The organism is Vibrio sp. 10N.222.52.C3, assembly GCF_041474195.1.
Taxonomy (GTDB): Bacteria; Pseudomonadota; Gammaproteobacteria; order Enterobacterales; family Vibrionaceae; genus Vibrio; species Vibrio crassostreae_C.
In genome coordinates, this window is record NZ_JBFRTQ010000038.1 from 42,464 (window position 1) to 67,045 (window position 24,582).

Below are 24,582 nucleotides of genomic sequence, written 5' to 3' on the forward strand. Positions count from 1 at the left end.
ATGAGAAGAACGTCAAGATGAGGTATCTATGAATAAATTATCTAAAATATTGGTATCACTCGTGGTTGCGCTACCACTGATTTCGCTGTTTGTAAGCCAGACTGGCACTGCCAATACAATGGATAAAACAGCTAATTCAGGTAATAGTGAAATCGCGACACTGGCTGGTGGTTGTTTTTGGTGTACAGAATCCGACCTAGAAAAGCTGACAGGCGTCACCGACGTTATCTCTGGGTATTCTGGCGGTGAACTAGAAAACCCAACCTACAAACAAGTATCCTCAGGCAAGTCGGGTCACATCGAAGTGATAAACGTGACTTACAACCCTGATGTTGTTAGCTATGAACAGGTTCTTGACCAATTCTTCAGACACATCGATCCAACCGATAACAAAGGCTCTTTTGTAGACCGAGGCCGTCATTATCGACCAGCTATTTTCTATCATAACCAAGCACAAAAAGATGTTGCTCAGAACTTCATGATGGAGATCGACAAAGCTAATATCTTTGGTGCACCACTAAAAACAGAACTGATAAAATTTGAGAAATTCTGGCCAGCAGAAGATTACCACCAAGATTATTACAAGAAGAGTAAGGTTCGTTATAACTACTACCGCTATGCTTCTGGCCGTGATCAGTACCTAGATAAGATCTTCGGTGATGATAGAAAGGACAACCCTAAAACACTACGTCAGATCATCGACAGTAAGAATGCGACAGCGAATGCTAAAACATACGTAAAACCGTCTGATGCAGAGATCAAAGCGAAGCTTACAGCACTTCAATACGATGTAACGCAAGAAGACGCTACTGAGCGCCCATTTGACAACAAATACTGGGATAACAAGCAAGAAGGTATTTACGTTGATATCGTAACTGGGGAGCCATTGTTCTCTTCAAAAGACAAATACAAGTCAGGCACAGGCTGGCCGAGCTTTACACAGCCAATCAGCGAGGCTTATGTCGTCACAACTACTGACTACAAACTGCTTTACCCAAGAACAGAGGTTCGCAGTAAGTTTGGTGATTCTCACTTGGGACATGTATTTAAAGATGGTCCAAAACCAACAGGCTTACGTTACTGCATGAACTCAGCCGCAATGCGCTTTATCCCTGCGGATAAATTAGCAGAAGAAGGCTATGAGGAATACGTTGAGATGTTTGAGGGATAGGCATTCAGCAATTAACGATCAGCCTATGACAACAAAGCCAGCATATCGCTAGCTTTGTTTTTATTTACAGAGCTTTATTTATCAGCCCGTGGACCTAATTAACCCGTTAACACCGTGTCTTCAGGGTATTTCAACAAGGAAGGTTCTGGACGAGCTAGCATATAAGCCAAGGTCAGGGGGCCGATACGTCCAATCACCATAACCACAATCATGATGTATTTACCTGGCTCAGTCAGGTTTGCGGTTAAGCCAGCTGTTAAACCAACCGTTGCAAAGGCAGAAATCACCTCAAACATGACTCGATCAAACGCTGCCTTTTCAGTAAGCATTAACAAAAACATCGCGGTGGTTAATAACGCCCCACTTACCACAATAATGGCCAATGACTTTGTTACCGCTTGCCAAGTCACAGTGCGCTTAAACATCACCACGTGCTTTTTCTGACGGAGGAAGGTCCACGTTGCGACAAAGGCTACTGCAAAGGTCGAAACCTTAATACCACCACCTGTTGAGGTAGAACCTGCACCAATCAACATCAGTACAATCATTACCAGCAACGCAGGCTGTGTGTACTGAGACAAATCCACACTATTAAAGCCAGCAGTACGAGCACTTGCCGACTGAAAAAATGCGGCTAGCCACTGTCCTTGAGTCGATAACCCTTCCATGGTTGCTGAGTTATTTCTTTCTAGCAGCCAGAACAATACCGTACCTACCAACAATAGAGTCGGAGTGGCGGTTAGCATAATCTTGGTGTGTAAATGAAGATGTCGAAAACCTTTACGCCAGTTACTCGATAGGTCGCCGACGACTGTGAAGCCTAGCCCACCGAAAATAAACAAGCCAGCTAAGGTGAAGATCACCAGCGGATCATCAACAAAACTCATAATACTGTCTGAAAACAGTGCAAAACCTGCGTTATTGAATGCAGATATCGCATGAAATAGTGCATAAAAACTGCCCGTTGACCATCCCATCTCAGGTACCCAGCGGAAGCAGAGCAATACAAAACCGATAAATTCAGCCACTAATGCAAAGATGATGATCTTCTTAACCAATTTACGAAGGTTAATCTTACGATCTTGGCCAAGCGCTTCTTTCGCTAGTGCTTGTTGTTTAAGGCTTAACCTAACACCGAACATGTAAAGCAGTACCGCAGATAGAGTCATCTGCCCTAACCCGCCGACTTGCATCAAGAACATCAGTAAGATTTTACCCGCCAAGGTGAAATGCTCACCGGTATCGACAACACCTAATCCTGTCACACTGATCGCCGAGGTTGCTGTAAACAGTGCATCCGTAAAACTTAGGCCTGTCACAGAGAATACAGGCATCGTCAACAATATTGCAGAGGGGATAAGTACGCCTAAGAAGCTCGTAAGGATAATCTTAGGTTCAGAGCCTTTACGTGGCTTTTTATCACTCTTAAGCGTGTAGAAAGTACCTTTTCGTTTTAACGAATTCATACTGTTACCTTATTGCCAATTACCAATTGCGTAGCTTTCTAGATAAGGTCTCTTTCGGCCCAGCGATGATCACCACATCCCCAATTTCTAAACTCACATCCAGTTCTGGAGCTTTAGTTAGGTTCGGTCCTCGCTTGAAGCCAAGTACTTCAACACCATTTTCTTTACACAGCTTAAGGTCGCCAAGTTTCTTACCCAACAAATTAGAACCAATAACAATCTCCGTCATCGCTAAACCGCTGCCAAGATCGATAAACTCAAGAACGCGTCTATCCAACATTTTACGCGCAACACGAATGCCCATATCTCGTTCAGGCATGATGATATGGTCAGCACCAATCTTAGAGAGAATCTTGCCGTGAAACTTATCGTTCGCCTTTACCCAAACAGCTTTTGCGCCTGACTCTTTTACCACCAGAGTAGTCAGAATACTGGAATTAACATCAGAGCCAATCGACACCATCACCATGTCGTAATCGTCGAGTCTTAACTCTTTAACTGTCTCCTCGCTTGTACAGTTCGCAACAATCGCTTGTGAAACAAAAGCCGCCGCTTCTTTCACTCGCTCTTCATCAATATCGACGGCCAGTACCTGTGCCCCTGAACTTTGTAGCTCTTTGCAAACAGACAGACCAAATCGCCCTAAACCGATAACTGCATATTGTTTGTCGCTCATTTGAAATCCTGTTTAGAAATTTTAATTACACGGGATAGCCAAACCTACATTAGTTTCTATCTCAAAAAAAGTTAGTTCTGCAAGAATAAGGTTATACTATTGTCATAATCGCTTGATTTATAAAGGTAGAGAACAACTCGAGTTTCTGCTAATTTCCAATTCATAATTTCTGCGGCAGCACACACAATGAATGAATTCATAACCCAAGTACAAACCTACATCAACCAGAGCCATAGTGATTGGGCAAACAGCGTCCTATTCATCACTATTGCGAGTTTTCTCGCTTGGGTAGCTTGGCGAATTATCCATAATCGCTTAGAAATTCTGGTTCAGAAAACCCCATTCCACTGGGACGATCTACTGCTAGAAGCACTAAAAACCCCTGTCAGCACATTACTTTGGTGTTGGCCTGCTACAGTCTCTATCGGGCTAATACTTCAAGACCAGTTTGGCAATGAAATCAATTGGTTAAAAACGCTTAAACACATATTGATTATCTGTACATTCGTTTGGTTTACCTTACGAATGATCACTAACACTGAAGCCTATGTCTTAGAGCAAAAAACCAGAGACGAAACCACTGTACAAGCGATAGCGAAAGTCGCTCGCTTGTTCTTTATGGTGATGGGCGGCCTAACCATTATGCAGGCATTTGGGCTCAGTCTTTCCGGCTTACTCACCTTTGGTGGTGTTGGTGGCTTGATCGTCGGTTTAGCGGCTAAGGACTTACTGTCGAATTTCTTCGGTGGCATGATGATTTACTTCGACCGCCCTTTTAAAGTCGGTGATTGGATACGTTCTCCCGATCGTCAAATCGAAGGCACTGTCGAACGCATTGGTTGGCGCATGACGATCATCCGCACTTTTGATAAGCGTCCTTTGTACGTGCCAAATTCGGTGTTCAGTAGTATTGTGGTAGAGAATCCATCGAGAATGTTGAATCGTAGAATCAATGAAACCTTTGGTCTTCGTTATCAAGATGCAGACAAATTGGCGCTCATTGTTGATGATGTAAGAACCATGCTCGAGACCCACCCAGATATTGATGCCAAACAGACGTTGATCGTTAACTTTGACAAATTTGGGCCATCAACGCTCAACTTCTTTATCTATACCTTCACAAAAACAGTCAACTGGATCAGGTACCACAAAGTGAAGCAAGACGTTCTGTTACAGGTTCTGGCGATTATTCATAAACACAATGCAGACATCGCGTTCCCAACACAGACACTCAAGATTGACCCTCAAGACTTTTCTAATGTTCAAGATCATAACAGCGTTCAAAGCCTAGGTGATAATCAGAATATTAGCGATCCCAAAGACATGTTGAACTCCCCTACGGAAGGTCATCGATAGTCATATCCTTCTTGGTTATCGATAAGTAATAAGCGTGAAGCGTGGTAATATGATGGCAGTATTCTAATGCACCTAATTACCACGCTATGATTTTACCTGTCATTCTAGCCGGCGGCTCCGGAAGTCGTCTCTGGCCACTGTCTCGCGAGCTTTACCCTAAGCAATTTCTCAATATTGCCGGCGACCAGTCAATGCTTCAGCACACACTTCAACGCCTGCAAGGCCTTGAAGAGCACTTGATGGATAGTAAATGCGATGCCCCATTCATTATCTGTAATGAAGAGCATCGCTTTATTGCCGCTGAACAAGCTCGATCAGCTAACATTCAACATAGTGGTATTCTGCTAGAGCCAGTCGGTAGAAATACAGCCCCAGCCATTGCGCTTGCCGCCCTAAAGGCTTTAAGTAAACCACCGCTTAATGAACAAAGCGCATCCGACCCTATCTTGTTAGTGCTGGCTGCTGATCATCACATCGCGAAAACCTCTGAATTCCAACAAGCGATTAGTCGTGGTGTTGATTATGCAAAACAAGGCAAGCTGGTGACATTCGGTATAACACCTAGCTCCCCAGAGACTGGCTATGGCTATATCAAGCAGGGAGAGCCTCTTTCCTCCAGTGCTCAAACTGATACTAATGGAACAGAGCAGCCAATCAATCACGCCTTCGCCATAGAATGCTTTGTAGAAAAGCCAGACACAGCAACAGCAGAAGAGTACATCCGCTCAGAACAATACTTATGGAACAGTGGCATGTTCATGTTTAAGGCATCACGCTATGTTAAAGAACTCGCCGAACACCACCCTGAGATAGTAGCGGCTTGTAAACTCGCTCTTGCAACGCAAAATACCGACCTCGACTTTATCCGTATAGACGCTGAAGCATTCAAAAGCAGTCCAAGTGATTCAATCGATTACGCCGTGATGGAAAAGACCTCGCACGCCGCGGTGATCCCGATGGATGTCGGCTGGAACGATATTGGCTCATGGTCCGCGATCTGGGATGTAAGCGAAAAAGATCAGCACAATAACGTCATTGAAGGTGATGTGTTAACCGTCGACTCTCAACACAACTACATCCATGCTGAAAATAAGCTGGTTGCGACGGTAGGTGTCGACAACCTGATTATTGTCGAAACCAAAGACGCTATATTGGTTGCAAATAAAGACAAGGTTCAGGGTGTTAAATCGATTGTCAGTCAACTAAATCAAGCGGGTCGCACAGAACATGTGCATCATCGTGAGGTGTTTAGACCTTGGGGTAAATACGATGTTATCGACCTAGGCAAGCGCGACAAAGTTAAACGTATCACCGTTAAACCCGGTCACAAGTTGTCGTTACAAATGCACCACCATAGAGCGGAACATTGGGTAGTCGTGGCGGGTACTGCGAAAGTGACCAACAATGAGAAAACCTATCTGGTTGAAGAAGATCAATCCACTTACATCCCTTTAGGTCATATTCACAGCCTAGAGAACCCAGGGGATCTCCCACTCGAGATGATTGAAGTACAAACAGGCAGTCATTTAAGTGAAGGCGACATCATTCGATATCAAGACAGTTATGGGCGAGACGTGCGCAAGCAACAAGTCCACTCATCAAAGCACAACCAAACGAAATAAAGCAGCGACAAATCGATGAAACCAACATTAGACCTAAACTGCTTTAAGAACAACGATATCCGCGGCGTCATTGGTAAACAAATCAATGAGCCACTCGCCTACCTGCTCGGTAAGGCATTTGGCGAATACGTCCTATCCGCTAAGCCTGAAACCTCACTCGATGGTTTGGCGCAGGTAGTGATTGGTCGTGATAACCGCAAAACCTCCCTGTCATTACAAGAAGCCATGACCAAAGGCTTAATCGAGTCAGGGATTACCGTCATTGATCTAGGTATGACTGGCACTGAAGAGGTCTACTTTGCGACTCGTTACCTAAAAGCGATTGGCGGAATACAAATCACAGCCAGCCACAACCCAATCAATTACAACGGCATGAAAATGGTCGGTGTAGACGCTAGCCCTATCAGTAAAAACAGTGGTTTAGATGAAATCAAACGACGCATTGAAGAACTTAATCAAGAGCTGAACTGCAATTTACCGTTCGTTCATGCACAACCAAGTAACTCTAGTAGATCGAACAGTATTCTTGCTCCGTACGTCGAGCACCTACTCTCGTACATAACCCCATCAAAGCTGTCACCGATGAAGATTGTGGTTAATGCTGGGAACGGTGTTGCAGGACATATCATTGATGCTTTAGATAATAAATTTAACGAACTCGGTGTCCCTATCACCTTCATCAAAGTTCATCATAACCCTGATGGAAACTTCCCAAATGGTATTCCAAACCCTTTGATTAGAGAGAACCAAGCAGCCACTCGAGATGCCGTTTTAGAGCATTCTGCCAACCTTGGAATTGCTTGGGATGGAGACTTCGACCGATGCTTTTTCTTTGATGAGCAAGGCGATTACATCGAGGGTTATTACATTGTAGGGTTGCTTGCTGAAGCATTCTTGGTCAAACAGCCTAACACGACTGTATTGCACGATATGCGCATGACCTGGAACACAATTGAAATCGCAAAAACGCATGGTGGAAAAGCGATTGGAATTAAAGCAGGACACGCACTGATCAAAGAGAAGATGCGTGAAACGAATGCCGTCTATGGGGGCGAAATGAGCGCACACCATTATTTTCGTGATTTTGGATATTGCGATTCAGGCATGATTCCTTGGCTATTGGTTATCGAGCTGATGTCGAAAACTCAACAATCTCTTCACCAATTAACGAGTACTAGTATAGATAGATTCCCCTCTTCCGGGGAGATCAATCGAAGAGTCTCAGACCCAGAGCAGGTCATGGCTTGCGTGTTATCGCACTACCAAGATAATGCCGTTGAGATCGATCACACAGACGGAATCAGCATGAATATGGGCTCATGGCGCTTCAACTTAAGAAAGTCCAATACCGAGCCATTAATACGCCTTAACGTTGAAACCAAACAAGATAAAGCTTTACTGTCACTTAAAGTCGACGAGTTACTGTCTTTTCTCATTTAAGAATACAGACACTTCCAGTTTTCAACTAAGATCCACAAAAAAGCCCTTATTAGCTGTTGCTAACTAAGGGCTTTGAATTTTCAGTAGCTTAATCGCTGACTGTAATTAGTCTATTTGTTACGACGAGCTTCAACAGCGTCTGCCAGCTGGCGAAGTACTGTTTCAGTGTCTTCCCAACCAATACACGCATCAGTAACAGATTGGCCGTACGTTGCAGCTTTGCCCTCAACCAGGTCTTGGCGACCTTCAACAAGATGAGATTCAATCATCACACCAAAGATAGCTTTGTCGCCACCAGAAATTTGTGCGCTTACGTCATCAGATACGTTCATTTGACGCTTAAACTGCTTAGAGCTGTTTGCGTGGCTGAAATCGATCATCACTTTTTGTGGAAGACCAGAAGCTGCTAGCTCTTCTTTAATCTTACCAACGTGTTCTGCGCTGTAATTTGGCTCTTTGCCACCACGTAGGATGATATGACAATCAGGGTTACCTGCTGTTTCAACGATAGCTGAGTGACCGTACTTAGTTACTGATAAGAAGTGGTGAGAAGCGCTAGCAGAGCGAATAGCATCTGTTGCAATCTTGATGTTGCCATCAGTACCATTCTTAAATCCAACTGGGCAAGATAGGCCAGAAGCCAGTTCGCGGTGAACTTGAGATTCTGTAGTACGTGCGCCGATTGCACCCCAGCTGATTAGGTCAGCAACGTATTGAGGCGTGATCATGTCTAGGAATTCGCTTGCCGTTGGCATGCCCATGTCAGTTAGGTCCAGCAGTAGCTTACGTCCTAGACGAAGGCCATCATTTAGCTTGAACGTATCGTTCATGTACGGGTCATTTATTAGACCTTTCCAACCAACAGTTGTACGTGGTTTTTCAAAGTAAACACGCATTACGATTTCAAGGTTATCACCAAGTTCGTCGCGCAACACTTTCAAACGTTTACCGTACTCAAGAGCAGCTTCTGTGTCATGAATAGAACATGGGCCGACAATAACAAGCAAGCGATCATCGCTCTCTTCTAAAATATTGTGGATCGCTTTGCGGCTTTCAAAGGTTGTAGAAGAAGCAACTTCTGTCGCTGGAAACTTTTCTAAAACAGCAACAGGGGGTAATAACTCTTTTACTTTGTTAATTCTTACATCATCAGTCTGGAACATTGCTTACTTCTTCCTTTTTTCTATCCTTGAGCTGAATGTACGTTGTCTCACGTCACTTTCTATCAGCACTAATCTTCTTGTTCCCTGTAACTTAACTAGTAAAAACTCTAGTTTCAATCACTAATTAAAAATAAACGCAATTTTTTTTGTGTTTTATATTTAAAACACCCTGTATACCATTATTTACACGCTATCGATTGCGTATTTTATAGCAAGGTAAGAAGAGCCATTCTTCAAGCTACATCATGCATGTAAAATTGTGTCGAACTCAAAAACAAAAAAGCTCACGTGATCAGCGTGAGCTTTTATTTAATTACATTCTTTTCAATGGCTTGACGACACTATCAAGCCCTTCAATTTTCAGAGCAAGGCACAGTTTCAATAAATCGCCGAGTTCGCCAGACGGGAATCCCTTTTTATCAAACCACAGCAAATATTCTTCAGGTAAGTCAATCAGTGTACGACCCGCGTACTTTCCAAATGGCATCTGCATTCGAGCCAACTTAATCAGGTTCTCTTTCTCTAGCATTATTCGGTCTTTACTATGCGTCATCTATGTTGTGTAGAGTATCACCTAAACGTTCAACCCAATAGTTGATCGCGTCTTTGGCATCATCCAGCGAATCAATCATGGTTGAAAAATCTTTGTTACCCGCTTCACGGTCGATGGCTGCAAACAGTGGTGTGCCCTCTTGAGCATCACTGACCAATAACTCTACACTCGCACTCCCAACATTGGTGTGCTCACCAGTCGTGACCTTAGATATGGTTGACATCGCAAGACCAAACGGCAGAACGCTGCTCGTTACAGCTAAGAGCGGATTGGGCGTTTCAACGTTACTCAGAGCGATACTCAAGCGGAGCGTTTTTCCTGTCGGTTCATCGACGATCGTTTTATGAGGCGATATTTTATCTTCCAAGCGCGCAACCATGTGCTCAGTGAGTTCCTGAATCTCTTCCTGATCCAACGAACCTTCTTCTGCTAAAACAAAAATTTGGTCGATCACTACAGAGTCGTAATCATCTAACTTGGATTTCAAACGCTGTGCGTCACGTAGCCCAACCCTTGCCCAAACCTAGTCGACGCCTCCGTCAGGCCCAGCCTGAAAATCTTCGTAGCTGGTAAATTTAGTAGCGGTTCTAATTGGGCCGCCTGCACAACCAAGCAAGAAAATGCTGGTTGCAACAAGCAAAAGGACTTTTAAAGGGTTCATAACGCACTTAGTCAAAATTAAGGAATCTAATTAAGTATGACATACCCTATGTGAAAAGGTTGTAGAAAAAGGGGGTTAAAAATCAGAGCTAACTCTAAAATTAATCATGTTGAACAGTGTGTGCGTACTCTACAATTACCTGATTTCCTTCAATATAAGCATTTTGGATCTCACCATCAACACTCATTCTACTTTTCAGGTAGACCACTTTAGGCCCCGATTCATTGCCCTCTTTTAGCGAGGGGAATACATTCCTTGGTTCCAAATGAAGTAAACGACAAAAATGACTAATGAAAGACATGGTTAATGGCGTCTCCCCTCTTAGAGCTCTTGAGAAATCAAGCTGGTTCATGCCTAGCTTTTTTGAAAACTCCATCTGCGTAATTCGCATTCTCGATTTTTGTGACATCCACGTTTGATACAACGCGTCTCTGTCTAGTTCTGTGAATTCCATACCGGCTCCTTTATATAATTCATACCAATCAATTGTCCGGTTTTTCATACATGGCGTGTCAGGGTTCGGTTAGTGGAAACCAAAGGTTTGGTTTTGATATGTGCACAATTGTTGTACAGAGCGAAGCGAAACAACCCAAAGTCATTCACTAAAACGATTAGAGCAATTGCTTTCTTTATTTATATCAATAATTTATACGTTAACAAACTAAACATATAGCAAGTTAATTTGTATCAAGAATTAAAAGTTCGAGATTGGCATTCCACATTTCAATCGATTGATTCGCATTTATAAAACTGGTTGGCTACATTTCGATTGCTCAAACGCACTTCTGGCAAACTATTTGAAAGAATAGGACGCAAAGCCACCGGTCTGTCGACAAATATTCTGTCTATGATAGCGGGGCCGCCACTTAATAGAATTTAAGTGTAAATGCATGCCGGGGTGTTCTCTTTTTTGTCGGCCAAATACAGTAAGGACAAATAATGAAACAACTCCAAAAAAAATCACTCATCGCGCTATCGCTTCTTAGCGTAAGCGGTGCAAGCTTCGGTCACGGTTATGTCTCGGCATACAACAATGGCGTAGCTGAGAGCCGTGTTGCCCTATGTAAGTTCCCTGCGAGCGATACGCAAGAGAAAAACACCAACTGTGGGGGTATCCAATACGAACCACAAAGTGTAGAAGGCCCTGAAGGCTTCCCAGAAGTTGGCCCTGCTGATGGGAAAATCGCCAGTGCGCAATCTTCTTTAGCAGCAGCACTAGACGAACAAAAGGCAGACCGCTGGGTTAAACGCCCTATCAAGTCTGGTTCTCAATACTTCGAGTGGACATTCACAGCTAACCACAAGACTCGCGATTGGAAATATTACATTACTCAACCCGACTGGAATCCAAACCAGCCGTTGGCTCGCAGCTCTTTTGACTTAACGCCATTCTGTGTTGTTGAAGGCAATATGGAACAGCCACCGATGCAAGTCAGTCACTTGTGTAATGTGCCAGAGCGTGAAGGTTATCAAGTGATCCTTGCCGTATGGGATGTAGGTGACACTGCAGCGGCTTTCTACAACGTTATCGACGTGAAATTTGATGGTGACGGCCCTATCATTCCTGATTGGGATCAAGGTGGTCAAATCAACCCGACACAAGACCTGAATGTTGGTGACGCTGTTTATACGCGTGTATTCGACCAGTCTGGTGAGAACGCTTCATACAGCACTGAGCTTGTGATTGAAACTTCTGAACAAGGCAAAGCCAATAACTGGTCTTACGCGCTTGCTTCTAAGATCAACCAAGAGCAGACGCAAATCAAAGCAGGTCAATTGAATGACCAAGGCGATTTCGCACCCGTTTACGGCACGAATCCTGTTTATCTAAAAGCAGGCTCTGGCTTTAACAGTGTCGAAATCGGCTACAAGATTGATACTCCAGAACCCGAGCATGATCTTGAAGTCTCGGGCTTAGAATCAGAGTACATTATCGATGAGAGCCAACCTACTCAGCTTGATCTTACGTTAGCGGCAACAGGCGATATCCAAGCTGAGCTTACCGTGTACAACCATCACCGTGAAGCACTTGCATCTCAGAAATCGGATCTAACAGACGGACAAGTTGAAGATGTTCAACTGACTCTTTCTAAGTCTGAAGCTGGCCACCACATGCTTGTGGTTGTGACGAAAGATGACCAAGGTAACTTAGTGGATCAGAACACGCTTGATTTTCATCTAATGGACGAGCAAACGCCGCCACCAGCGGGCGATTACGACTTTGTGTTCCCAGAAAGCATTGAATCTTACACTGCAGGAACAAAGGTTCTGAGCAGCGATGGTGGTGTTTATCAGTGTAAAGAGTTCCCATACTCAGGTTACTGTGTTCAATGGGCTCCAACAGCAACTCAGTACGAACCAGGTGTAGGTTCACACTGGCAAGATGCTTGGAACAAAGTGGACTAATTGTTAGCGAGTTACTTATTTTCAAGTATGTGAGCTTGTGTAATTAGCCAAACAAAAGCGGATGCCCAGAGCATCCGTTTTCTTATTCAGCAACAGCAGAAATGCGGTTATCAAAGTAGATAGTGGTCTGCCAACAGAGCCACAAACAAGATCATGAGATGATAGATGGAGAACTTAAAGGTCTTCATGGCCATATTGGGTTCATCACGATATTTCAGTACCCAAGCGTGATAAACAAACCCGCCGTTGAGCACCAATGAAGCGCTCAGATATATCCAGCTGCTCATGCCAACCAATACAGGCAATATACACACGATGCTAAGCAAAAAGGTATACAGAAGAATAGACGTCTTGGTGTATTCGATTCCGTGAGTCACAGGCAACATGGGGATGTTCACTTTGGCATACTCATCACGACGATGAATTGCCAACGCCCAGAAATGAGGAGGCGTCCAAATAAAGATGATCATCACCAACAACCAAGCATTTGAATGCAGCTCGTTGGTGACTGCCGTCCAGCCCAATAACGGTGGCATTGCGCCAGCTATCCCTGCAATTACGATGTTCTGTGGCGTCGCTCGCTTCAAGTACATGGTATAGATGACCGCATAGCCCAATAAACTTGCAAAGGTTAGCCAAGCCGTGAGTTGATTGACCCACACCACTAACGTAGCGAACCCAAATAAGCCGATACCTGCTGCAAAGCTAAACACACGCACACTACTCAGCTCACCGGATGGTAAAGGGCGTCGATTTGTTCGAGTCATCTGGCCGTCGATCTTTTTATCGATCAAATGGTTAAACGCAGCCGCTGAACCTGCCATTAACCCTATCCCAATCATTCCGAACAGAGTTTGTTGCAAAGGCAATCCATTCGGCACGGCCAAACACATCCCAACCAATGCTGTCAGCAACATCAAAGCCACCACTTTAGGCTTAGTCAGCGTTAAATAAACTTTCCAAGTGGCTTTGTTTTTTTCAGCCTTTTCGTTACTTAAAGTTATGTCATTATTGGCTGTTATCTTATGAGTTAAGGCTGCGTCTTGAGCCACCACTTCATACTGTGTTGACGTTCTACTGACCATGATTACCTCCTTGTAATACACTGTTCTTCACCAAGCTCTCACTCGGTTTGCGTTGCCACACCACAAAATTGGTTACAACCATGCTGATGAGCAACATTGCTGCGACTAGGTTATGCAAAACCGCAACTGAGATTGGCAGGTGAAACCATACATTACTGATCCCAAGGCTGATTTGAGTAAACAACACTATTGCGACAATCATGCTCAGCTTTTGGTGAGGCACTTGGCCAAACTTCCATAACTGGTACACGACCATCAGCACCGTTAATGTCGCCACAATAGCCCCGAACCTGTGCATGACATGTATGGTAAGCCTCGCGGGATACTCCAACACACCAAACTCATAGTTATCGTGTCCGTGTTGAGCAAAATCGAACGCATTTTTGAAATCGAGGTAGCTCATCCAGTTACCTTCACAAATAGGCAATTGGGTACACACCAAAGCGGCATAGTTTGACGATGTCCAACCACCAAGCAGTATCTGCCCAACCACAATGAGTAACCCAAACAACGCCCAAAATTTAAGTGTTGGAGAATAAGAAGCCTCGCCAAAACGGCTTTGGAATTGAGACAAACGGCAGTAGAGCAGACACAACAGTGACAGCAACGTGACCCCCCCCATCAAATGCGCCATAACCACAACGGGCATCAACTTAAGAGTCACCGTCCACATTCCAAGCAAAGCCTGAAAAATCACAGTGGCAGAGATAAGTAATGGAAGACCAACTGGTGTGATGTTCTTTTTAATACACCAAGCTACAACGACAAAGATAAGCAACCCTAATGTTCCTGCAAAGTAGCGATGGATCATCTCTATCCACGCTTTGTCTGCTTCAAGAGCTCGCTCTGGAAATTGCAGATTGGCTTGACTCACCGCTTGGGCATCAGACGGAACGGTGATCTTACCGTAACAACCCGGCCAGTCAGGACAGCCAAGGCCAGCATCAGACAGGCGTGTATAAGCTCCGAGAACAATCACGGTAAGGGTTAACAAGATAGTTAATCTCATCACAAGCATCAGTAAATCAGGGGCTTTATTCTGCATCACTTATCTCCCTATACTTATTCCCTTTCGCTGCTTAAGCTCAAGCATTTGCGCCATCAACTACCCAACTCGTGACAGCTTAAGTAGCTTTCTTAAATCATGAATCATACCTTTGGATTGCCCGACTAACTGCGACGGTTCCGACACGCTTTTGTACTCCATAACCAACTGTCCTAGCGGGTCAATAATGACAATGGAAGCCGGCGAAAACTCGGTGCTTAACTGATCACCACCAGCTAACAAAGATAAATCAGGCTTGTTGAGCGAACCCGACAACGAGTTACCTTCTGAGACGAAAACAACGGCGGTCACTCGCTCTTTGTTTTTCCCTAACGCTAAGTAGCTTTGATTCAAATAATGAAGCTGTTGTTCACACAAGCTTTCGCACTCCATCGGTGCGATATACCCCACAACCCAACCCTCTCCTGCCATGGGTACCGTTACGCCAAAATCCGCTAGTGTAATTCTTGGTTCTACCAATTCGCCTGAGTTAGTGACACCTGACGTATACCAATTCTGATCCAACACAGTTTTGGCGATAATGGCTGGCAAAGCGAAAATTAAAACGAGTCCGATTAATACCAAGCGTCCTTTAGTACGACGGCTTCTGAGCTCAGCCATGTTTGCCTCGGTAATTTCCCTGTTCACTTGTGCTTGAGATTTATCCATCCTTATTCCTCGTGATAGGTGTTGCTTTTAGGTACCGATAGCTAATCAACAACATCAAAAACAAAAGTACCGCAGCCATAACAAACCATTGAAATGAGTAACCAAAATGCTTCTCAGACCTCATCGCCGTTGGACGCCATAACATTTCATAGGGCCATGAATCTAAACTCTGAGGTTGGAAGACAAAGGGCAGCACTTCTTGTCCTGTATACTGTGATAAAGCTGCTATGTTTAGGTTTTGGATTCTATTCGGTGTCGTATTTTCTAAACCCAACTCATGACTTAAAGGATTAATTGAGCGTGTATACAAGCGCCCTGACATTTTGGTTGGTACAGTGATACTTCCTAATTGCGGTAGTTCTCTTCTGTCATTACTTGCCGGAACAAACCCAAGATCGATCAATAACTGCTTTTCGTGTAAAAGCTGGTTGCCTTGCTCTTTAGATTGAACCTCACCCAACATGTAAATCACATACCCCACCGTTCCTTGGTTAATCTGATTGTCTAACAAGACCACCAAACCACTTGGTGTTTCCAATTCAACATCAACCTTCAAACCATTTAAAAACTGCTGTTCAGATGTACCTTGGGCTTGTGTACGCGAGCCCTTCCATTCAGAGATAACCGTGTCCAATGACCTAAACGATTGCTGCGCTCTTTCTGATAGTTGCTGTTCATAGCGTAATTTCTCGTTACCTCGATCTAACTGCCACAAACCTAACTTGATTAAAGCGCCGACTGAAACCACAGTTAAAACAACCGCTATCCAAAAACCTTTACTGCGGAACTTGTGTTCATCATCAATCAATCGGTTTGGAGTTATCACTATGGCGTCATCTACCTTTGTTCTGTTATTTAAAGTCGTCTTGGTCGCTTTGCTGTTTTTTATCGCTTTCAATTTGATGAAAGGCCTAATCCAAATCGCCTCGGGCAAACACAATGGAAAAAGACTCAGTTACTTCTTGGGGCGTCGTGTCATGTGGTCAGCCGTTGTCGTGCTACTTTTATTACTTGCTCTGGGATCAGGAGTGATAACTCCCAACCCTCGCCCCTATTAATCCCCTATAGGCTCAATCGTTAAAGTACATAAACAAACACAAACAGGCCCAACCAAACCACATCAACAAAGTGCCAATACCAACTGCCCGCTTGGAACGCAAAGTGGTCTTTCGGAGTGAAGTGGTCTTTCGCAACCCTTGCCAGCAACACAATCAAAAAGATCGTCCCTAAACAGACATGTAAGCCATGAAACCCAGTCAGCAAAAAGAAGGTATTACCGTAGATGCCAGACTGAAGTGTCAGCCCCATCTCTTGATAAGCGTGAAGATACTCTTCAACTTGGAAGAACAGGAAGAAGCCAGCCAGAACAATGGTTATCTCCAACCACACGATCAAAGCCATACGCTTATTTTGTTCAAGACTGATATGTGCCATGTGCAGCGTCACAGAGGAAAGCAGCAGAATAATGGTGTTCTTAAGCGGGATACCTTGCCAAGGCATGGCTTGTGTCGTTACGCCATCAGGGGTCGTCGTTAGTGGCCAAATTGATTGGAACATCGGCCACAATACTTCATGGGTCATTTCATTATTGCCCGCACCACCAATCCAAGGCACAGAAATCATTCGAGCATAGAAAAGCGCGCCAAAGAAAGCGCCAAAGAACATGATTTCGGAAAAGATGAACCAACTCATTCCTTGTCTAAAAGAACGAGAAATCTGCTCAGAATAGAGACCACTCAATGATTCTGTGATCACATTGCTAAACCAACCTGCGAGCATGTAAAGCAGCACAGCAAACCCGACTAACAACACCGCTTTGCCAAACACACCACCTGCGGCGTCGGTACCCATGTTTTGCACCGTCAAGCCAGCGCCAACCGCGACCAAAAACAGTGCTACAGCACCCACCAATGGCCAGTGGCTTTGATGTGGAACGAAATAAACTTCCTTTTTAGAACTCATCGCTCAACTCCTTATGTTGATACTGGTTCTGTAAATTCCTAGTTACTTGCGAGTACGTTAGGCTCAGATTTATTGGCCGCAGCACCCACCTCATTCGTGATATTGAATAATGTGTAAGAGAGCGTCAGCGTATGTATCGATTCTGGAATATCTGGCTCAATGTAAAATATCAAACCCATTTCTGCGCTCTTGTGCCCGTCCAATGGCTGCTGATTAAAGCAAAAGCATTCCATCTTATTGAAGTAGGTTGCCCCCATACCTGGAGAAACCGACGGTACGGCTTGGCCAACCAATGAGGCTCCAGAAAGGTTTTTGGCAATGTAGTTAGTTTGAACCACCTCACCAGGATGAACCTCTAACACTCGAACTTCAGGCGAAAACTGCCATGGCATATCTGGCTTGATGTGGGACATGAATTCGACTCGAACCGTACGAGAGTAGTCTGGCTGCATTCCCTGAGGTTGCACCGCTGAAACAGTATTAGTTTTGCCATTGATGCCTAAGGCCTCACACATGACATCGTAGAGCGGCACCAAAGCGAAACCGAAGCAAAACATCGCAACCACGCTCAACACCAAGTAGCCCGTCAGCTTTTTGGTCGATCGCTTATTAGACAGGCGCTTAGGTTGTTTTTTATCTTGATTGGGATCGCTTTGCTTATCACTCATGGTTCTGCCCTCTAATCCACTTTCGGCGGATGGGTAAAGGTGTGGTGAGGCGCAGGGCTTGGTACTGTCCATTCAAGACCTTCAGCTCTATCCCAAGGCTTACTTGGCGCAGGCTCTCCCCCTCTTACGCACTTAATCGCTAGCCATAAGAAAATTAGCTGAGACAACCCAAACGCAAAACCACCAATCGACACGACTTGGTTAACGTCAGCAAACTGAATCGCATAATCAGGAATACGACGCGGCATACCCGCTAACCCTAAAAAGTGCATCGGGAAAAACAGTACATTAACTGAAATCACCGACGTCCAGAAATGCCACAGGCTGAGCTTGTGGTCGTACATATGTCCGGTCCACTTAGGCAGCCAATAATAGGCAGCAGCCATAATCGAGAACACGGCACCGGTTACCAGAACATAATGGAAGTGAGCCACAACAAAATAAGTATCGTGGTATTGGAAATCAGCTGGCACGATAGCGAGCATCAATCCAGATAACCCGCCAATCGTAAACAAAACAATGAAGGCAATCGCAAACAGCATTGGTGTTTCAAAGGTCAAAGCACCGCGCCACATGGTCGCCACCCAGTTGAAGACTTTCACACCGGTCGGCACCGCTATCAACATGGTGCAATACATGAAGAACAGTTCGGCAAATACTGGCATACCCGTGGTGAACATGTGGTGTGCCCAAACCAAAAATGACAACAGTGCGATACTACAGGTCGCATAAACCATCGAGTGATAACCAAACAGGCGCTTACCACTGAATGCAGGGATGATGGCTGAGACAATACCAAAAGACGGCAAGATCATGATGTACACTTCGGGGTGCCCAAAGAACCAGAATATGTGCTGGAACATGACGGGATCACCACCACCAGCGGCATCAAAGAAACTAGTCCCAAAATATTTGTCAGTCAGTACCATGGTCACCGCACCCGCGAGCACGGGCATCACGGCTATCAGCAAGAAAGCGGTAATTAACCAAGTCCATACGAACATCGGTAGCTTGAACCAAGTCATGCCCGGTGCGCGCATGTTCACTATGGTTACGATGACGTTAATCGCCCCCATGATCGAACTGATCCCCATAATATGAACTGAGAATACGAATAGCGCGGTACTGTCTGGGCCATAAGTTGTCGAGAGTGGCGCGTAGAAGGTCCAACCAAAGCTCGGGCCGCCACCCTCTGTAAACAAAGATCCGATTAAGATTAGAAACGCAAAAGGCAAGATCCAGAAACTGAGGTTGTTCATTCTCGGCAGCGCCATATCTGGAGCACCGATCATCATCGGAATCATCCAGTTAGCCAAACCCGTAAATGCAGGCATTACGGCACCGAATACCATGATTAAACCATGGACTGTAGTCATCTGATTGAAGAAATCTGGCTCAACGAGTTGCAAACCCGGTTGGAACAGCTCCGCACGGATCACCATCGCCATTGCGCCGCCCGTTAAGAACATTGCAAAGCTGAACCACAAATAAAGTGTACCAATGTCTTTATGATTGGTTGAATACAGCCAACGAGCCCAGCCTTTAGGTGCCGCATGTGAATCGTGATCATCAACAGGCAAATCATTATTGCCCAAGGTGCCTTCCGCAGAATGGCTCAGTACTTGATCTTCTGCTGGAGCCGATTTCACCGGCTTATTGATTGGTGAACTCATAACTGATCCTTAGCATCATTTTGTGCATCATCCGTTGAGCTTTCAGAACTGCCTTCTTGCTTCGCCTTATAAGCGTTGATATCTGAGGCCTGAACAATATCGCCGGTATCATTACCCCAAGCGTTTCGTTGATAAGTTACTACCGCTGCGATCTCTTTCTCGGTTAACTGATTATCGAATGCTTGCATCGCCGTACCGCCACGACCATAAACAATTGTGTCGATATGAACATCCACATCACCAAGGGCAATAGGACTTCCTTTGATGGCAGGGAATGCTCCAGGAATGCCCTCACCGTTTGCTTGGTGACAAACCGCACATCGAGTTTTGTAAACCTCTTCACCGATGGTATTCAACTCCGCCAAGGAAAGTGACGCACCTAATGCATCTTTTGCGGCTTGTTGTTCGGCTATCGCTAACTCTTTCTGCTCCGCTAGCCATGCGTCAAACTCATCTTCTTCCATGGCATGCACCACGATCGGCATGAAACCATGGGCACGACCACACAACTCTGCACACTGCCCTCGGTAAAAACCAGGCTCATCTATCTTAGTCCAAGCCTCATTAATAAAGCCCGGAATGGTATCTTTCTTAACGGCGAATGCTGGCACCCACCATGAGTGAATCACATCATCGGAAGTCATCAAGAAACGGACTTTACGGTCAACAGGCAGTACCAGCGGCTTATCAACTTCTAGCAGGTAATGCGCGCCTTTCACTTCGAGGCCTTCAATCTCTTTGTCACTGGTCGCTAGAAGGCTGTAAAACTCGACGTCTTCACCAAAATAGCTGTAATGCCATTTCCATTGTGACCCGGTGATTTTAACGGTCAGATCTGATTGGGAGGTATCTTCCATCGCTATTAAGGTTTTGGTGGCGGGTATCGCCATAGCGATGAGAATGATGATAGGGATGATGGTCCAAAGAATTTCGACTTTCGTGCTTTCGTGAAAATGGGCAGCAACTGCGCCCTTCGATTTCCTGTGCCTCAAAATCGAATAAAACATCACACCAAAAACAACAAAGGCAATCGCACAACAGATGTAGAAGATCAGCATATGAAGTTCATACACCTTACCACTGATCTCAGTGACGCCTTGAGTCATGTTGTAATCACTGCTAGCGTGCACTAAAGGCGATACTAAAAGCACAACAAAACTCTTCAAAAGCCACGCTAGCCTAACCAGTAATCTTTTCAAAAGATCTCTCCTTGTCCTTCCTAATTGGATACTTGCGACCTAAATGTCGTTGCGAACTGGACAACATTCATTGTTATTCCGGCTACACATGAAAAGGCTGAATCTCAATCTACAACTCACATGGAACTAGCCTGTGAGCAGGCTACTGACCTCATATAAACCCAAGAACTAATACGGTTAAAAAGCGTTGGAGGTTTCCATGAAAGATTCAAAAACGGCGAATTTGTTAAATTTTGTTATATTTATGTAAAAGGCTAGTTAGTGATATCCAATTATTCAAGGTAAGTTTACTTACTAAACAGTCAATTATTTGAAGTGGCTTAATCTACGTGCCCTCTTGCCGTTGGAATTTATTTTATATCGAGTTTTACGATTGCCTCCATGGAAATGAGAATCAATATCACTTAAATTAAATCAACGGTAAGTCATACAGACATTAATAGGTTTAGTGATTATGCAAGATGCAATGAATTGGTTAGCGAGAGACCCAGATCCAAGAACTCGTGAAGAACTTCAACACCTCATCGATGAGGGAATGCACGACGAACTTGAAGACCGCTTTACTCAACGATTAGAGTTCGGAACGGCAGGACTTAGAGGCAAAGTTGGATGCGGCCCAAATCGAATGAACCGTTTAGTCATACAGGAAACAGCAACCGGGCTCGGCCACTACTTAATCGAACATGTCGCTAATGCGACCATTCGCGGTGTGGTCGTCGGTTATGACGGCCGTTTAGATTCAAAGCAGTTCGCGATTGATACCGCTTCCGTACTCACGGCTTTAGGCATTAAGGTTTATCTAACCTCGAACGTCGCGGCGACCCCTATCGTTGCCTTTGGTATTGAGCACTTCAACGCCGCAGCTGCCGTTGTGGTGACGGCCAGCCACAACCCACCAGAATACAATGGTTTCAAAGTGTACTGGGAGAATGGCGCTCAAATCATTCCTCCTCACGACGCGGGTATTGCCGCTGAAATCGATATCGCATCAACCAAGCCGCTCCCTTTAATGAGCCTAAGTGACGCTGAAACGCAAGGTAAGTTGGTGTGGTTAACTGAAGGCTATTATCAAACGTACCGCGCTGCGATCAATCAGAGCCCATACGTGAGTGACGAGATCGAATCGGCGAACACCACCATCACCTATACCGCAATGCATGGTGTCGGCGCACAAATGGCCGAGGATCTACTTCACGATTCTGGTTTCCATAAGGTGTTCAGCGTCGCCGAGCAAAGAGAGCCCGATGGTAACTTCCCGACCGTCAACTTCCCGAATCCGGAAGAAAAAGGCGCGATGGATCTGGTGGTTAACTTAGCAAAAAGTGTCGATGCCGACATTGCTTGTGCCAACGATCCAGATGCAGACCGATTTGCGGTTGCAGTGAGAACAGATGATGGCTCATACAAAATGCTAACAGGTGACCAAGTCGGCGTGCTATTCGCTCATTATCTACTCTCAAAGCCGCATACCAAAAGCCAATTAGTTGGTAACAGTATCGTATCTTCAACATTGCTTGAAAAAGTAGCTCAATCCCACGGGGCGACTTATTTCCAAACACTGACAGGCTTTAAATGGTTAGCGAATATTGGCATGCAATTGGAAAATGATCAGAACGACTTCTTGTTCGCCTATGAAGAAGCATTAGGCTACACAATTGGTACTCAAGTACGAGACAAAGATGGGCTGTCTGCTATTGTCGTGTTTGCTCAATTGGTTGAGGAGTTAAAATCTCAAGGTCGAACAGTTTGGGATCTTCTCGCTCAAATTTCATTTGAACATGGGGTTCATACCAACGCTCAGCGAAGTATTGCTTTAGACCCAGACTCACCATCGATTGGTTCTAAGCTCCGCTCGGCACAGCCTAAAGCAATCAACGGTGTCGCTATCTCTGTAATTGAAGATTTGCAGTCTTCTTTACGCTTCGTCATTGGAGGCAATACTGAAGCCATTAACCTGCCTGCAAGTGACGTACTCATCTATCATCTCGAAGATGGTTCACGCATTATCGTAAGACCTTCCGGTACTGAGCCAAAAGTTAAGGTCTACTATGAGACGGTGACAAAATTTGAAGGGACAGAAACCTACGAAGACACTCGCCTGCGCGGTGAGAAGTACATGGAGAAACTGATTGAACAACACCAACAAGAGTTGAATTCATAGCGATTTAGCGCGTTCAACATGTAACGGTTAAATATAAAAAATGGACGCTCGTAGCGTCCATTTTTGTCTCAGCGGCTAACCACGAGAAGATGTCTGATTTGATTCGTCTACGAAGTAAAGAAAGAAGACAACATCCAAGCCGCCAATACGATGAATACACCGCCCATCACTTTCTGCTGATAAGTGCGAAACTTAGCATTTTCGACTAGAGACTTACCAATCGTACCGACCAACGCTACTAGTAAGAAATTGAACGTTAAACCTAAGACATTCAGTAGCAAACCAAGCACTAACATTTGCTCGCCCGAAGTCGCTTCAATATTCGTTGATACAAACTGAGGTAAAAACATCACGAAAAATACCAAGGCTTTAGGGTTAAGCAGGTTGCTGATCAGCGCTCGTTGATAATAGGCTTTTGCAGCAAAATTATCGTTTAACTCCGGCGCATTACCCTGCTCTGTTCGCAGGCAATCCCAACCCATCTTCAACAAGTACGCGCCGCCTAACAAATGTAGAGCTTTAAGCGCTATTGGGCTCATTGCGATCAACGCTGATACACCCATAGCCGCTAATACTGTCAGAATGATTCCAGAAGTCGCATTACCTAGGCTTGCAAACACGCCGACCTTACGGCCATAGCTCATGCTTGAACTCGCAATCAGTAACATATCAGGGCCAGGTAAAAGAAGAAGTGCAACAACGGCAGTCAGGTAGACAGGTAAAATGGTTAAGTCGATCATGAGGGTCAGCATTGATAAAAACGGAGGCGGATTTTATATCAATTACCAACACCCTTCCAGATGCAATCAGTTGTTCGACGTTTATTTAATCGAATTAAAAACCAACATTAAGCGACAAAGCCAATTTATTAACTAAATAGAAAAGACTAATTAACTTGCTACCCATTCGATCTCAATCAATGTCGTATCGCCACACTTTAGGCGACCAAGGAAGATATCGCCTCGATGTACGGCCCCAACACCTTTTGGCGTACCTGTCATCACAACATCGCCGTCTAGTAAGGTGGTATAAGAAGACAGCTCTTCTAGGATAGTTTTTGGAGAGTAAAGCATCTGCTCAACATGTCCTTTCTGAACACGAACACAGTTAATAAACAACTCTAGGTTTAAGTCTGCAAGGTCTAAGTTATCAATTGGAACAAAGCGACTAAATACGGCTGAGCCATCAAAAGCTTTGGCGCGTTCCCAAGGTAAGCCTTTCGCTTTTAAGCTACTTTGCAACTCACGCTTGGTGAGGTCTAACCCTAAGCCCACGGCTGAGTATTGGCCATTTTCAACGATAAAGCAGATTTCAGCTTCATAGTGCAGTGCTTCTTGATGAAACGAAGAAAGAGAGGAAGTCACGCTGGTGCTTGGTTTATTAAACACCACCATAGAGTCAGGAATCGCATTGTTAAGTTCTTCAATGTGATCGACATAGTTACGCCCAACACACAGTACTTTTGTTGGGGTTGCTGTTCGTTTCGACTTCATCAATTGTTTCTGATCTACAACGCTGCTCATAGTTTATCCCTGAACTATTTTTAGAGAGCAGAGTTTAGCGCATCATAAAATGAGAGTCTTCGACAAGATGATTACCGATCTCT

The 24,582-nt window shown here is 44.7% G+C and carries 22 protein-coding genes, 1 pseudogene and 1 riboswitch; of the genes and pseudogenes, 7 read left to right on the forward strand and 16 right to left on the reverse strand.

Features of this window, described 5'->3' with window-relative positions; translation table 11 throughout:
* The first annotated feature begins 28 nt into the window (after positions 1-28).
* Positions 29-1,171, forward strand: a complete 1,143-nt coding sequence (gene msrB, locus AB4517_RS07440) for a peptide-methionine (R)-S-oxide reductase MsrB (protein WP_372148136.1) — start codon at positions 29-31, stop codon at positions 1,169-1,171.
* Positions 1,172-1,269: 98 nt separating this feature from the next.
* Here the strand turns inward: msrB and AB4517_RS07445 are convergent, their stop codons facing one another.
* Positions 1,270-2,637, reverse strand: coding sequence for a TrkH family potassium uptake protein (locus AB4517_RS07445; protein ID WP_372148137.1), 1,368 nt, complete (start codon positions 2,635-2,637; stop codon positions 1,270-1,272).
* Between the two features lie 19 nt (positions 2,638-2,656).
* Positions 2,657-3,313, reverse strand: a complete 657-nt coding sequence (locus AB4517_RS07450) for a TrkA family potassium uptake protein (RefSeq protein ID WP_017065605.1) — start codon at positions 3,311-3,313, stop codon at positions 2,657-2,659.
* Between the two features lie 186 nt (positions 3,314-3,499).
* Here AB4517_RS07450 and AB4517_RS07455 point away from each other — a divergent pair, with 186 nt between their 5' ends.
* The 3 genes from AB4517_RS07455 (at position 3,500) to AB4517_RS07465 (ending at position 7,731) form a co-directional block, all read left to right on the forward strand.
* A complete protein-coding gene (locus tag AB4517_RS07455) occupies positions 3,500-4,669 on the forward strand; it encodes a mechanosensitive ion channel family protein (RefSeq protein WP_017061743.1) in 1,170 nt (389 codons plus the stop codon).
* Between the two features lie 86 nt (positions 4,670-4,755).
* Positions 4,756-6,291 (forward strand): mannose-1-phosphate guanylyltransferase/mannose-6-phosphate isomerase, encoded by a 1,536-nt coding sequence (locus AB4517_RS07460; protein WP_372116613.1) that lies wholly within the window; start codon positions 4,756-4,758, stop codon positions 6,289-6,291.
* Between the two features lie 15 nt (positions 6,292-6,306).
* Complete coding sequence (locus tag AB4517_RS07465) at positions 6,307-7,731, forward strand: phosphomannomutase/phosphoglucomutase (RefSeq protein ID WP_017061745.1); 1,425 nt, start codon at positions 6,307-6,309, stop codon at positions 7,729-7,731.
* Positions 7,732-7,841: 110 nt separating this feature from the next.
* Here the strand turns inward: AB4517_RS07465 and aroG are convergent, their stop codons facing one another.
* The 4 genes and pseudogenes from aroG to AB4517_RS07485 form a co-directional block, all read right to left on the reverse strand.
* Positions 7,842-8,894 carry a 3-deoxy-7-phosphoheptulonate synthase AroG gene (aroG, locus tag AB4517_RS07470; RefSeq protein ID WP_017061746.1) on the reverse strand — a complete coding sequence of 351 codons (1,053 nt, stop codon included), beginning with the start codon at positions 8,892-8,894 and terminating at the stop codon, positions 7,842-7,844.
* Positions 8,895-9,207: 313 nt separating this feature from the next.
* The gene (locus AB4517_RS07475) at positions 9,208-9,423 is read right to left on the reverse strand and encodes a DUF3820 family protein (RefSeq protein ID WP_004730103.1); all 216 of its coding nucleotides are present in this window, start codon (positions 9,421-9,423) and stop codon (positions 9,208-9,210) included.
* Between the two features lie 13 nt (positions 9,424-9,436).
* A pseudogene (locus AB4517_RS07480) lies at positions 9,437-10,108 on the reverse strand (DUF3313 domain-containing protein).
* A gap of 100 nt (positions 10,109-10,208) precedes the next feature.
* A complete protein-coding gene (locus tag AB4517_RS07485; protein WP_372116609.1) occupies positions 10,209-10,562 on the reverse strand; it encodes an XRE family transcriptional regulator in 354 nt (117 codons plus the stop codon).
* A gap of 323 nt (positions 10,563-10,885) precedes the next feature.
* A riboswitch (cyclic di-GMP riboswitch) is annotated at positions 10,886-10,975 on the forward strand.
* A 72-nt stretch (positions 10,976-11,047) separates the two neighbouring features.
* Between AB4517_RS07485 and gbpA the strand changes: the two genes are divergently transcribed.
* Positions 11,048-12,514: an N-acetylglucosamine-binding protein GbpA gene (gene gbpA, locus AB4517_RS07490; RefSeq protein ID WP_372138917.1), complete on the forward strand. Its 1,467-nt coding sequence runs from the start codon at positions 11,048-11,050 to the stop codon at positions 12,512-12,514.
* Positions 12,515-12,624: 110 nt separating this feature from the next.
* Here gbpA and cyoE read toward each other — a convergent pair whose 3' ends face one another.
* The 4 genes from cyoE to AB4517_RS07510 are packed head-to-tail and all read right to left on the reverse strand — an operon-like array spanning position 12,625 to position 16,139.
* Complete coding sequence (gene cyoE / locus AB4517_RS07495) at positions 12,625-13,599, reverse strand: heme o synthase (protein WP_017066082.1); 975 nt, start codon at positions 13,597-13,599, stop codon at positions 12,625-12,627.
* Entirely contained in the window at positions 13,589-14,644 is a 1,056-nt protein-coding gene (locus AB4517_RS07500; RefSeq protein ID WP_229648195.1) for a heme A synthase, read from the reverse strand. The genes cyoE and AB4517_RS07500 overlap by 11 nt, the downstream gene beginning before the upstream one ends.
* Positions 14,645-14,704: 60 nt before the next feature.
* Entirely contained in the window at positions 14,705-15,313 is a 609-nt protein-coding gene (locus AB4517_RS07505; protein WP_017061753.1) for a hypothetical protein, read from the reverse strand.
* The gene (locus AB4517_RS07510) at positions 15,306-16,139 is read right to left on the reverse strand and encodes an SURF1 family protein (protein WP_372148138.1); all 834 of its coding nucleotides are present in this window, start codon (positions 16,137-16,139) and stop codon (positions 15,306-15,308) included. The genes AB4517_RS07505 and AB4517_RS07510 overlap by 8 nt, the downstream gene beginning before the upstream one ends.
* A gap of 1 nt (position 16,140) precedes the next feature.
* Here AB4517_RS07510 and AB4517_RS07515 point away from each other — a divergent pair, with 1 nt between their 5' ends.
* Positions 16,141-16,371, forward strand: a complete 231-nt coding sequence (locus AB4517_RS07515; protein WP_017066085.1) for a DUF2909 family protein — start codon at positions 16,141-16,143, stop codon at positions 16,369-16,371.
* Between the two features lie 19 nt (positions 16,372-16,390).
* Here the strand turns inward: AB4517_RS07515 and AB4517_RS07520 are convergent, their stop codons facing one another.
* The 4 genes from AB4517_RS07520 to coxB are packed head-to-tail and all read right to left on the reverse strand — an operon-like array spanning position 16,391 to position 20,815.
* Positions 16,391-17,275, reverse strand: coding sequence for a cytochrome c oxidase subunit 3 (locus tag AB4517_RS07520; protein ID WP_009845661.1), 885 nt, complete (start codon positions 17,273-17,275; stop codon positions 16,391-16,393).
* A gap of 38 nt (positions 17,276-17,313) precedes the next feature.
* Entirely contained in the window at positions 17,314-17,943 is a 630-nt protein-coding gene (locus tag AB4517_RS07525) for a cytochrome c oxidase assembly protein (RefSeq protein WP_017064839.1), read from the reverse strand.
* A gap of 11 nt (positions 17,944-17,954) precedes the next feature.
* A complete protein-coding gene (ctaD, locus tag AB4517_RS07530) occupies positions 17,955-19,616 on the reverse strand; it encodes a cytochrome c oxidase subunit I (protein ID WP_017061756.1) in 1,662 nt (553 codons plus the stop codon).
* Positions 19,613-20,815: a cytochrome c oxidase subunit II gene (gene coxB, locus AB4517_RS07535; protein ID WP_372148139.1), complete on the reverse strand. Its 1,203-nt coding sequence runs from the start codon at positions 20,813-20,815 to the stop codon at positions 19,613-19,615. Before coxB ends, ctaD begins: the two co-directional genes overlap by 4 nt.
* 454 nt (positions 20,816-21,269) lie before the next feature.
* Here coxB and AB4517_RS07540 point away from each other — a divergent pair, with 454 nt between their 5' ends.
* Positions 21,270-22,976: a phospho-sugar mutase gene (locus AB4517_RS07540; protein WP_372148140.1), complete on the forward strand. Its 1,707-nt coding sequence runs from the start codon at positions 21,270-21,272 to the stop codon at positions 22,974-22,976.
* A 107-nt stretch (positions 22,977-23,083) separates the two neighbouring features.
* Here the strand turns inward: AB4517_RS07540 and AB4517_RS07545 are convergent, their stop codons facing one another.
* Together AB4517_RS07545 and AB4517_RS07550 are read right to left on the reverse strand one after the other, a co-directional pair.
* A complete protein-coding gene (locus AB4517_RS07545; RefSeq protein WP_136978026.1) occupies positions 23,084-23,716 on the reverse strand; it encodes a LysE family translocator in 633 nt (210 codons plus the stop codon).
* A 150-nt stretch (positions 23,717-23,866) separates the two neighbouring features.
* Complete coding sequence (locus tag AB4517_RS07550; RefSeq protein WP_065585012.1) at positions 23,867-24,499, reverse strand: fumarylacetoacetate hydrolase family protein; 633 nt, start codon at positions 24,497-24,499, stop codon at positions 23,867-23,869.
* Positions 24,500-24,582 lie beyond the last annotated feature (83 nt).